The sequence below is a fragment of the Kocuria sp. JC486 genome, from assembly GCF_011602805.1.
Taxonomy (GTDB): Bacteria; Actinomycetota; Actinomycetes; order Actinomycetales; family Micrococcaceae; genus Kocuria; species Kocuria soli.
The window spans coordinates 106,104-117,871 of the sequence record NZ_JAAOZS010000006.1 but is presented as its reverse complement, the minus strand read 5'-3'; the positions used below and the strand labels follow the sequence as shown (position 1 = coordinate 117,871).

Below are 11,768 nucleotides of genomic sequence, written 5' to 3'. Positions count from 1 at the left end.
AGGTGGGGGGGGGGGGGCGGGGGGCGGGGGGGCGGGGGGGGGCGTCGGGCGGCCCCCCGCCCGCCGCCACCCGGGTCAGGGCCCCGCTGCGGGTGAGGCACCCCGTCAGGAGCTGACGAGATCCCGGTAGATCGTGATGTAGCGCTGGGCCGCGCGGTCGATGTCGAAGTCCCGCCGTGACAGTTCCCAGGATGACTGCCGGAGGGCGTCCACCTGTTCCGGGGTCCGGGTGAGGAACCAGTCGATCGCAGCGGCCAGTGCCTCGGGGTCGCGCGGGGCGACGGCCAGGTGCTCGTCGACCGTCATGAACGCGGCGTCACCGGCCCGGGTGGTGATCACGGGCAGGCCTTCGCTGATCGCTTCCAGCCCGGCCATGGGCAGCGCTTCGTTGTAGCTGGCGAAGACGAGGGCGGTCGAGGTCCGGAGGCGCCGACGGACGTCCGTGATGGTTCCCGCGAATTCCACGACGCCGTCCAGCCCCAGTTCCTTGCGCCACGTGGTGAGTTCGGTATTGGATTCGTCCACACCGTTGCCCGCGCACAACAAGTGGGCCTCGGGGTGCTTTTCGTGGACGCGTGCCATGGCTTCGAGCAGATTGCGGTGGTCCTTGGGCGGGGCGAATCGGGCCAGGTGCAGCAGCTGCTGGCCACCGGGGTTTGGCGACGGCGCATCGGTCACCGTGGTGCCGTTGAAGATCACCGGCATGCGCTCGGGGGGGAAGGTGTAGCCGAACTCCGCCGTGATGTTGCGGGCGGAGGGGGAGCAGGCGACCATCTCGTCCATCCGGAACGACGCCAATCCCGCCGCACGCCAGGCGGCGTGGGCCACCTTGGAGGAGGACGCGTCCTCGCTCGCGTGCTGGGTGGAGATCCGCGGCCGACCGTGCGGGGTGATCGCGTTGACCAGGTCCGACTGGTGCAGATGGGAGTGCACGACGTCGATCCTGTGCTTGCGCACCAGACGCAGCAGGTGGGCGACGGCGCGCAGGGGGAGGACCTCCTTGCGGCTCATCCCCACGTAGTCCACCGAGGTGGCTGCGGCCTCCAACCGGTCACTGAGCCCGCCGCGTCCCAGCAGGACCAGGATGCGGACCTCGTCGTCGTGTCCGCGGCGGTGGGCCAGCGCTTCGATCAGTGTCTGGGCACCGCCGGTGTCGGCGTCATTGACCACGTGCAGAATGCGCATGCTGCTCCTCGATCCCTTCATGGTCGTCCGGGCGGTTGCCGCGCCCGCCCCTGCGGTCCGCTCCGTCCCGGTTGAGTTCGTCGAGCTCACGGTCCAGGTGCGCCTCGACCTCTTCCACGGTGGGGATGCGACGGTGATCGGGGACGGGCTTCTCCGGCCACTTGCGGGTCAGTTCCAGGCCCAGGCACACACCGGCGCCGCCCCAGAGCCAGAAGGCGTTGTCGTAGGTGATCGTCCCGCCCGAGATCACGCCCCACACGAAGACGTGCATGATCCCGTAGAAGACCGGGATGCGCCCCCCCGAGCGCAGCAGGAGCAGGGCCAGGAAGAGGAACGCCGCGCCACCGACCAGGAAGCCGTTCTCGGCCACCAGGCGGCCGGTGACGGAGAAGATGTCCTTGATCTCGTTGTAGTACGTGAACGTCTGCGTGGGCATGTGGCCCGCCAGGAATTCCTCGTTGACCCGGCCGCGTCCCATACCGCCCCAGAAGGCCCCGGGGGTCTCGAAGAGGTGCTTGAACACGGCCTGGATCGATGAACCACGGTCGGCCCAGGACCAGTTGAACGAGCTCGCACGTTCCTCCAGGACGCTGCGGGCCACCACGTACGCGCCGACGGCGGCGGCGGGAACACCCAGGACACCGATCCAGGCCCGGCGCAGCGCGACAGGCAGCAGCAGGGTCAGGACCACGGCGGCGAGCACGAACACCGCCGAACCGGACCCACTGATGGCGGTGGCCCACACGGCCAGACCGACAGCCACCCAGTCCCGGACTCCTGGCGCGTATCCGTAGTGGCGCAGGAGGACGATCAGGACCATGGCCATGAGGGTCACGGTGCCGACCATGAAGGAGGTCTCCGGGAAGAACCCGAACGGCCTGCGGACGTAGGTCAGGAAGGTTTCTTCGAACGGCAGGAGGTTCGCGTAACCGGGCATCTCGTACAACGGAGCGAAGGGAACCCGGTTCAGCAGCTCGATGAAGATGTGCTTCTGGACCACCGCGTAGCCCGCTGAGCCGATCAGGGTCCAGGACAGCCAGGCGATCGTGCGGTGACGCAGGAAGATGACCGCGGCTGCCGCGCCCGGCAGGGCCAGTGTGGCCGCGACCCAGGTGATGACGGGGACGATCTCCAGCGGAGTGGGATCGTAGAACATCCGGATGAACGCGGAGAAGAACGGGATGGCGGCGAACAGCGCCGCCACGACCAGCAGCGGAACGTGACGTGCCGCGCGCAGCACCAGGATTCCGGCCACCAGGGAGGACATCGGGACGTTGGTGTTGCCGCCCAGCGGGATGGCCGCGAACGGGAAGGCGGCCAGCAGGATGAGCAGCGCGGAGAGCGCCCGGTCGAACAGGGTCCCAGCCTCCGGCAGGGAGGCATCACCCGACTCACCGGCCGAGCCGGTGGCCGACTGATGGAGTTCTTCCTGCGCACGGGCCTCACGGCGTGACGTCGGGGTACGCTCCAGGCTGCTCTCCCCGCTGCTTCCCCACGGCGTGGGTGAGGTGGCTGCGTTCACGTCAGCGTCCGCTTCCGGTCGTGCGGCCTGTGCCGCGCGCGGTTGGAACCGTACCCAGAACTGCGTCGACCGTCGGTGCCCAGTCGGCGTGCTCCGCCTGCGTCACGGCGGCCGCCCGGGTGCCGCGGGCCACGGCGTCGTCGAACCCCTGGCGCAGCGCGGCCGCGAAGGCCGCGGTGTCCCGGACATCGGCGAAGAGCGCGGGTTCGTGAGAGCCCGCCTGTTCCTTCAGGGAGGGCAGGTCGGAGGCGACGATCGGCAGACCGGCCGCGACGGCCTTGGCGAGGATGCCCGACTGCGCGTCGAAGTGGGTGTAGGGCAGCACGACGACGGCGGCCCCTTCCAGCAGTTGCGTGAACTCGGACCGTTCCAGGAACCGGTCCAGGATTTCCACGCTGCCGGCGGCGCGGGCACGGTCGTGCAGGAGCTGGCCAAGCTCAGCGCTCTCGGGCCGACCCGCGACCAGGAGGGGTACACCTGCCTGACCGGCGGCATCGATGGCCAGCTCCACGCCCTTGTTGGCCCGCAGTTCACCCAACACCAGAGCGTAGGGCTCGGCGGTGGCCGATGTGAGACCCCGCCCGGTGCGCGCTGCCGCGGTGCTGTCCGTACCGGTCTCCCCGGGAACGTCTACCGGTACGGACTCGGCCGTGGCTGCCTGGTCGATCCGGGTGGAGGTGGGCAGGGTCACAGCCACCAGATCCCCGGGGACCGTGGCGCGCGCGGTGCGCTTCTGGTCCTCGCCGTGGACGATCACGCGATCCACCCCGCGTGCCGCCCCGAGTTCGAGGTAGCGCAGGACGCGTTCCCGCAGGGATGCCGCGTTCTCGTCATGGTGAGGTTTGACGTTGTGCAGGAACAGCGCGGTCCGCTGGTCGCGGCGCGCGGTCAGCAGACCCGGCCAGGGGTACTTGCTCGAGTCCAGTGCCAACACGGTTCCCGGGCCGGCGAGTCGGCTCAGGCGGCGGATTTGGGCGTGCTCCCGGATCAGGTCCAGGACCTGCAGTCCCTGACGCAACGGGCCGAAGCCACCTGTACGGCGCGGGGGCACTGTCTCCACGACCGTGAGGCCCTCCACGGCGGGGCGGCCCAGGTAGGCGTCGGCCCCAGGGCGCGACAGCAGGACCACGCTCTCGACTCGCGGGTCGACGGCCAGCGCCATGGCGGTGTCAGCGGCGTGTTCGATCTGCCCGCCGTATTCGGTCGGGCAGACCACGAGTACGCGGGTACGGGCGTCGTTGCTCACCGGGATCTCCGATCAGGCGTCGGCGCGGCGGGTGGTCCCGGCGCGGGCCAGGACGATCAGCAGCCCGATCAGCAGCCCGACGACGGCGCCCACCAGCATGTTCATGGAGGTCGAGGGGGCCGACGGCGAGCTCGGGACGGCGGCCTCCTCCATGACGTTCAGCTTGACGGGGGAGGAGTCGGCGTCCTTGGCCCCTTCGAGTTCGGCCGAGGTGTCCACGAGCGACTGGGCGGCACCGTTGGCGATCTCCGCGGCCCGCTCCGGGTGCCCGTCCGTGCCGGTCACGGTGATCACGGCGGTGTTGGGGGAGTTGGTCACGGTCACCTGTGAGCCCAGCGAGGAGGCGGTCACATCGCCTCCCAGTTCTTCGGCCAGCGGCTCGAGGACTCGCGACGACGTTCCGATGGCCGCGTAGGAAGCGGCCCTCGCCTGAGCGAACTGCTCGCCCATCTGCAGGTCCTGGACGGTCTCCGAGTCGGACACGTTGACGAAGATCGTGGACTGCGCCTCGTAGGACTTCGGCATGACCAGGGCCGAGCCGAAGCCCAGCGCCAGCCCCAGTCCGGTGGTGATCAGTGCGATCGGCCACAGGCGGCGTAGAGCCCTCAGAAAACGCGCGAGCGTCACGGTGTTTCCCCCTTCTCGGTGGCCCGGTCACAGGACCGTGCCGTTCGGCCCGGTCCCACCGGGACGTCTGTTCCGGTGCACCGTTCGACGACCTCGTGGGGGCGGTCGTGCCGGGCACGGTTTGTCGATGACGGTTTTCAGGAGCCGGGCGTCGTCACGGACCCCGACGGGACAGCGTGCGTGGCCCGTGGCCTCCCCTGACCTCGCGGGCACTGCGATCAACTCGGCCGGGCTCTTGGGGGATCGGCGCGGTGATCGACGCTGCGTTTGGCGAGACTACATCGGAATTCGTCCGAAAAGATGGTGCCTGGGCCGGATGAGACCCAGTACACGCTCCGTTTGGGGGACAGGTCCCCGCGATGGTGCGGCGGCCCGTCGTTAGACTCGCCGTGATCGCCGAGGCGTCGGTCCTTGTGACCCGCATGTCGCGTACAACCTTGCGTGGCACCCGTGCGATCACCGTCCATGTCGTGAGGGGGACTCACGAGAACAGTCGCGGGGGGATCGAGACCATGACCCAAGAGTCGTCAGCGGAAGCCGTAGCCACTAGTGCTGACAACAAGCATGCTGAGCAGCGCGGCGACGCCGCATCCGCGCAGGTCGGCAAGGCAGGGCAGGGCGGGAGCGCGTCGGAGTTCCCGCTGGTCTCCGTGGTGGTCCCGGTCTACAACGCACGGGCCAGCGTGGGAGAGACGATCTCGTCCTTGTTGCGCCAGACCTGGCCCAACCTGGAAATCATCGTGGTGGACGACGGCTCCCCGGACAACAGCCTGGACCTGGTGCGCGTGTATGCGGAGATGGACATCCCCGGCCGGAAGTTCGTCGTCGTCTCCCAGCCCAATGGTGGCGTAGCCTCGGCGCGCAACCACGGCCTGCGGCTCTACACCGGTGACTGGGTCGTGTTCCTGGACTCCGACGACGCCTACCTCCCCGGTGCCATCACCCACCTGATGGCCGAGCGGGAGAAGCTCGGTGAGGGCAACTGGCTGGTGGTCCCGCAGTCGGTCGAGGTCACCGGCGGAGGGCTGGACACCACCCGCCCGATGTACCGCGAGCCCATGCCGGCTCCCCACGATCAGCGCAACGTGATCCTGCAGTACAACTTCGGTGCGTTCACCGCATTGTTCCCCCGTAGGTTCTTCGAGGAGGTCGGGGTCTTCGACGAGACCATGGCCTACGTGGAGGACTGGGAGTTCTGGATCCGCGCCGTCTACTCCGGCTGGCGTTTCCACCGGACGCAGGAGGTGCTGTGCATGGTCTGGTGGACGGCAGGTTCCATGATGTCCAACCGGGAGGCCATGGACGCCGGTGAGGACGAGGCGCTGCGCCGTAACCTGGAACGCTTCCGGGACGAGATGACCCCGGCGGAGATCGCGTTCGTCGAACGGCGCCTGGAGGTGGGTTCGCCCCAGGGCCTGTTGAAGCAGATGGCCGCCAACCTCCGCAGTGGGCACCTGGACGAGGCCAGGCGCCAGCTGGACGCCGCGGCGGAGGTCATGCCCGCCCAGAAGCGCGTGGCGGTCAAACACAAGATCTCCAAGGTGCCCGGCGGCATGAAGTGGCTGCAGAAGCGCCAGGCCAAGATCGACGGATTCGTGGACTACGACCCCGGCCTGGGGCGCTGAGAACGCACCGGACCCCACAACTTAATGATCTTCACTTCGGTGGATGTCCCCACGTACGCTACTCATGAGTACACCTCATGGATTCAGACGGCCGTTGCGGGTGGGTACCGCATTTTTCTTCGGCCCGGGTGATTGCGTGGACGACGGGCAGCAGTGAAGCTGCGCGCTCCGTTCCAGATTGGTCACATCGGAATCCTGGGGCCTTGTGTACAGCGATTCGGGGGAGGAATGTGCTGTGAATTGGGGAAACGGGTTCAACTTGTCTGGTGGTGCGGAGGCGCCACGAGAGGACGACACGCGGTCACGGGAAGCGGATGGGATCGCAGGGTGGTTGCAGGTCGATGACGACGCCTTGGCCGTTGTGACACACATTCCGGACGGGCAGCCACGCGGGATCATGGTCATCGCCACGTCTGTTGGACGGGAAGGTGTCGTGGCCTATCGTTCCTTGCGTGTCCTGGCGTTGACCGCCGTTGCGGCTGGTCTGCTGGTCTATCGATTCGCCTGGCGAGGCACGGGGGACAGCGGTGGCGAGCTGCCCGACGACGTGGCGGCGGCATGGTCTCGTGACCTGACAGCAGTGATACAGCATGCTCGGCAGACGGCGCCTGGTCGTCCAGTGACTGTTGTGGGTCTGCGACTCGGGGCGGCCATCGCATTCAGTTGCCGAACCGTTCTGGACGATGGTGACCTCACCATCGGGTGGGAGCCGGTCGCGGGCCGCCGTTGGCTTCGTGAACACGTGGCACTGCGCAAGCTTTGGGTGTCACAAGCTCCCGATTCGACGGGCGTTGAGGTCGGGGGTGCTTTGTTCTCCCAGGCCGGCGCGAACTCATTGTCCAATCTCAGGTTGCCGAAATCACCAACGCCCGGGTGGGTCGAAATGAGGGGCGAGAACCGGGAATCTGCCGAGCGCCTGTACGCCGTCCCCTCCCGTGATGCGCTCGTCGAGTACCAAGCAATCAACCGTGTCGTCGAACTTGCGGTTGCAACGTGCGCGACGGCGCCGGGAGCGGGCGAGAGTGTTTCGGTCGATCTGCCGGAAGAGTGGATGCACGTCGTCGATGGTTCACGCGTTCGCGAACATTTCGTCAGAGTGGGGCCCGAACACCTGCCTGCCGTGCTGACGGAGCCGGCGGAGAAGACGCAGATCAATAACGCGATGGTCCTGGTACCGGCTGATGCGGAGCCGAGGGACGGGCCGACCGGCCTGTGGGCTCGTACCGCGCGCCGGTTGGCCAGCCGAGGTGCCAGCGTGCTCAGAGTGGACCGTCGTGACATGGGCGAGGCCACCCAGATGGGACGGGCGGAGCAACCCATCCCGTACCGCGAGGAAATCCTCCAGGACGTGGCTGCCGCAGTGTGCGATCAACGAGCGCGGACCGGCATGGAGGTGACCGGAGTGGGGTTGTGTTCCGGTGCGTGGCTGTTGCTGCGGGATGCTGCCAGGCTGCCCCTGAAGAAAGTGATTGCCATAAACAACGTGGCGTGGTCTCCTCGACCCGATTACTACGATCGGTATTACAAAACAGGCCGACTCAAGGCCCTATTGGGTGCTGATGCAACGTCGGAACCCGTTGCCCCGTTCACCAAAGCTCCAACCAGCTGGAAATTACGACTCAAACTTTTCCTCAAGGCGGCACGAAATGAGGCACAAATGCGAATGCCCCACGCGGCTCGTCGCCAACTGTCGCGTTACGGGGTCATGCAGACCGTGAGTCAGCTGTTCGAGAAAGGCACACCGGAAGTACTCCTGGCCATGGGCTCTGAGGACCTGATCGAATTCAAGCGATCAGGAGGTGTGCAAGAGGTGCAGCGACTCCGGAAGGCCGGCCACAAAATTCAGGTATTCCCTCTGGGGGACGTGGATCATGCACTTCTTTCGTTTGCCGGAAGATCTTCGGTGGAGCAAATGCTGCTCAGGGAGATTCGCGCGTGAGAAGGCGGATGTCTTTCTTGGTCACCACGTTTCGTCGTTGGATTCAAGCATGTTGATTCGTGAGACAGCGAGTTCGCTTCACGGAGCTGTGTTCGTCCCCGAAAAACCCCACAATGAATGGCATTGTGCCGCGGAGACTCGTGAGACGCTGAGTCTTGGTGGGACGACGCGCACCACGGGGTCAGCAATCCCATGAGTCGACCGAAATTGGAGGTCAAGTGTCTCGAGTCTTGATCGTGCAACCCATGATTCCCGGCTACCGGTCGGAGTTCTTTCGGCGGGTGGTTGACCGTCTTCAGAGCTCCGGGAACCAGGTCATCGTGGCCACGGGAGTTTCCTCCGGGGAGCACGCCAAGCGGGGGGATGTCGCGAACGACAGCCTGCCGTGGCAGCGCAGCGGTCGGGGGTGGGGCCGATTCTTCGGCCCCATGTATGTGCGATACCACGGTTCCGTCGGATTCCAGCGAACGGCCGACGTCGTGGTCTGTGAACTGGCCACGGGTTGCATTGACACACATGTGGCACTGTTGCGGCGCGCTCTGACCCGGTGGTTGCCGGGCATCCGCTCCCCGCGGGTCATCACGTGGGGCCACGTCGGGGCATACACACGAACGCACGGGACCTTCTTGAATGCGGTGGAAACCATCATGATGAGGGCCTCGGACCAGGTTCTCGCCTACACACCCAAGGGGGTTCTGGACGCCCGTGACCGCGGCGTGCCCCAGAACAGGGTGCGGTCCCTGGACAACACCGTGGATCTCGAAGCGCTTCAAGCGGCAGTCGACGAAGTGTCTGTCTTGTCCCCCTCCCAGGCATGGTCGGAGCTCACCAGCGGTGCGGAGCAGGAGACCGTTCCGGTGCGGTGCGTCGCATACGTCGGTGGCCTCGATCGTTCCAAACGAGTTGATTTCCTGGCGGAGGCATTGGAGCGGTGGTGGCAGGCCGATCCGCAATTGCGCGTGTTGGTGGGTGGGGCTGGTGCGGACGCCCACCTCCTGGACCTGGCGGTCCAGCGTGGACAGGTTCTCCGCCTGGGACGCGTGGGAGATCGAGAAAAAGCCCTCATGTCTCGGGTTGCCCAGTTCATGCTCATGCCGGGGCGGGTCGGCCTTGTCGCGGTTGAGAGTTTCGTCCTCGCACTGCCGGTGGTGACCACACCGCACCCCTACCACGCTCCGGAGTTCGACTATCTGGTTCCCGGAACGGACTCATTGGTTCTCACGGATGAGCCGACGCAGTGGGCCGATGAGATCCTGGACGTGTACGAACAGCCGGGGGCAATTGACCGTCTTCGCTCGGCGGCGAGGGAGCGCGCGGGGACGCCGAGCATGGACCACATGGTTGCCACCTTCGTCGACGCCTGTGAGTCGGCGATGTGAGTCAGGGGTGCACAACCGTGCACGCTTGGACATGGGGCCGGGGCACCGTAAGAAATGCCCCCTGGAAGTCAGCAAGCGTAGACAAATCGCAGAACAAGGGGGAGAGATGGATTTTGTCGATTATGTGATGGCGTTTCGGCGCAGCGTGGTTTGGGTGCTGATCAGTACGATCATCGGTGCGCTCATCGGAGGTGCTGTCGCTTTGATGACACCACCCAGGTATTTGGCCACGGCCACAACGTTGTTGACGGCCACAGAGGCAACTGAGGCTGCCGAACTGCCTCAGATCGGAACCTACATGTCCCAACAAATCGCGACGTTGTCGACCTTGGCCACTACGGAGACGGTCCTGCAGCCCGTCATCGACGACCTCGGAATGGACACGACGCCCCAGGAACTCGCCACCCGGGTGAGCGTCTCCACTCCTCCCGACACCATGATGGTGGAAATCACGACCACTGGCGCGGACCCTGACGAGGCCGCGGAAACGTCGAACGCCATTGCTCAGCAGCTGTCCGAGACGGTCGATGAGGTCGCACCGACCGTGGCCGAAGAGGGCCCTGTGACCAGCATGGAAACTGTGACGCAGGCACCGGTGCCCACCCGGGACCAGTCAGTTTCCCTGACCACGGCGGCACTGGCGGGGGCCGCTCTCGGTTTCTTGCTGGGACTGGTGATCGCTGTGGCGCAGTATGCGTTTGCTCAGCGACGGCACGTGACCAGGGCCTCCTGACATGGACAGTCTGTCCCTGAGGCTCCACGGGTACTGCTCGGACGCTCGGGGTGGTGACCGACAGTGGAGTGGCTCGCGCTGATCGTCGCCGTCCTGTGCGTCACGGCTGTGATCGCAACCTGCCCGGTGCAGGGAGTCGGACGCTTCTTGGCTCCTGAAACCTTGGCTGTTCTGGTTCTGTCCTTCATCTTCGGTGCCAGGCCGGTGTTCAAAGCCACGATGCCGGACGCCATCGAGGCTTCGGGTAGGGACCCTTGGTATCTCTACGAGCAGCCCATCACGTCGCTCGGCTGGGACATAGCCCTGTGGGTCGGAATCTGTGCACTGGTGGCGTTCACGCTGGGTGTGGTGGTCCTCAGTTTTGCCAGGCGGCCCGGGCGGCCGCTGGCCCGGGACACCGGGCCCTGGAGTGCCCAAGAACGCGTGGACACATGGAGCTTCGGTGCAACTGCCTGCCTTGTGACGGCTGTTGGCGGAACCGTGATCAACTTCGGTGCAATTGCCGCGATTGCTGGGCCGCAGACCGTGCTGACCATGTTCGGGGGGCGCTCAGCCGAAAGCACTGTGCCTGGGTTGCCGGAAGCCGTCGTCATTGCGGGCATGTCCGGTTCTCTGGCGGCAGCCGTGTTGCTGATCAGCAAGCGGCACACTGCCTTGCTGCCCGCGCAGTGGGCAGCGGTGGTATTTTCTGTGGCACTTTCCGTGTTCCAGGTCTCCTTGGGCGGTAACCGCCGATTCCTGATTCCGGCGCTCTTGATTCCCATCATTGCGTTTCTGGTCAGGAAACCGCAGAGAGTCACGCTTCCGTGGGTGGTTGCTGCCGGAATCGGTGCCGTCTTCTTGGCGGTGGTTCCGATGGTTCGATCGGCTGGGGCCCGGTTGCCCGGAGAGAATCTGTTCTCCGCGAGCTGGCGCTACATCACCGAAGAGGGTCCATTGGCAAGTGTGTTGCCGGTGTTCACCTCCTACGACACCGAGATGATCGACTACATTGCGGTGATTGCCCCCCGCTTGGGAGGAGACCAACCCTGGGGGTGGGGAAGAGGGACGCTGCTGGAATTCCTGGAACACCCGTTGCCCTCGGGTGGATTGGACGGTTCCACCACAACTCAGGTGTTCTCGGATGAAGTCCTCAGTAGGGTCTGGGGCGGCGGGTGCGCGGAGGCTGTCTGCCCCGTGAGTTCGGTGGCCGGGGTCTCGTACTTCGACGGAGGGTTCCTGGGCGTCGCAATCGGCTGCTTCCTCTTCGGCGCCGTACTGCGGTTGCTTTCCAATCTGTGGAGCCGAGCCGACGAACTCAGCGATTCGACGGTCGTCGTCGTGGTGGTTCTGTCGGCCTTCGCCCTGGTGGCAGCACGGACCAACACCGTCCATGCCACATGGTGGGCCATGTACGCCGTGGGCTTTGCCCTGGTGCCGTTCTGGGTATTGCGCAGCAGAGTTCAGGCACTCTCGATCCCGGCGGCGTGGAACTCGAAGGGTGGGCGTCACGTGATGTCGTGATTGGCGTGA

The 11,768-nt window shown here is 65.9% G+C and carries 9 protein-coding genes; 5 read left to right on the top strand and 4 right to left on the bottom strand.

Going from position 1 to position 11,768, the window contains the following annotated elements:
• Positions 1-105 precede the first annotated feature (105 nt).
• Genes GWK18_RS05255 through GWK18_RS05240 form a run of 4 tightly spaced genes read right to left on the bottom strand, consistent with a single transcriptional unit; the run spans position 106 to position 4,580 of the window.
• Positions 106-1,185: a glycosyltransferase gene (locus GWK18_RS05255; protein ID WP_166833679.1), complete on the bottom strand. Its 1,080-nt coding sequence runs from the start codon at positions 1,183-1,185 to the stop codon at positions 106-108.
• Positions 1,160-2,707: a hypothetical protein gene (locus tag GWK18_RS05250; protein WP_166833677.1), complete on the bottom strand. Its 1,548-nt coding sequence runs from the start codon at positions 2,705-2,707 to the stop codon at positions 1,160-1,162. Before GWK18_RS05250 ends, GWK18_RS05255 begins: the two co-directional genes overlap by 26 nt.
• A gap of 1 nt (position 2,708) precedes the next feature.
• Entirely contained in the window at positions 2,709-3,953 is a 1,245-nt protein-coding gene (locus tag GWK18_RS05245) for a glycosyltransferase family 4 protein (RefSeq protein ID WP_348535839.1), read from the bottom strand.
• Between the two features lie 12 nt (positions 3,954-3,965).
• Positions 3,966-4,580, bottom strand: a complete 615-nt coding sequence (locus GWK18_RS05240; RefSeq protein ID WP_166833675.1) for a Wzz/FepE/Etk N-terminal domain-containing protein — start codon at positions 4,578-4,580, stop codon at positions 3,966-3,968.
• A 512-nt stretch (positions 4,581-5,092) separates the two neighbouring features.
• Here GWK18_RS05240 and GWK18_RS05235 point away from each other — a divergent pair.
• The 5 genes from GWK18_RS05235 to GWK18_RS05215 all read left to right on the top strand — a co-directional run bounded on the left by GWK18_RS05235 (position 5,093) and on the right by GWK18_RS05215 (position 11,759).
• Positions 5,093-6,205, top strand: a complete 1,113-nt coding sequence (locus GWK18_RS05235) for a glycosyltransferase (protein ID WP_166833673.1) — start codon at positions 5,093-5,095, stop codon at positions 6,203-6,205.
• A 235-nt stretch (positions 6,206-6,440) separates the two neighbouring features.
• A complete protein-coding gene (locus GWK18_RS05230; protein WP_166833671.1) occupies positions 6,441-8,144 on the top strand; it encodes a hypothetical protein in 1,704 nt (567 codons plus the stop codon).
• A 218-nt stretch (positions 8,145-8,362) separates the two neighbouring features.
• Complete coding sequence (locus tag GWK18_RS13395; protein WP_166833669.1) at positions 8,363-9,523, top strand: glycosyltransferase; 1,161 nt, start codon at positions 8,363-8,365, stop codon at positions 9,521-9,523.
• Positions 9,524-9,554: 31 nt separating this feature from the next.
• Entirely contained in the window at positions 9,555-10,256 is a 702-nt protein-coding gene (locus GWK18_RS05220) for a Wzz/FepE/Etk N-terminal domain-containing protein (RefSeq protein WP_348535840.1), read from the top strand.
• 63 nt (positions 10,257-10,319) lie between these two features.
• Positions 10,320-11,759 carry an O-antigen polymerase gene (locus tag GWK18_RS05215; RefSeq protein ID WP_166833665.1) on the top strand — a complete coding sequence of 480 codons (1,440 nt, stop codon included), beginning with the start codon at positions 10,320-10,322 and terminating at the stop codon, positions 11,757-11,759.
• The last annotated feature ends 9 nt before the right edge of the window (positions 11,760-11,768 follow it).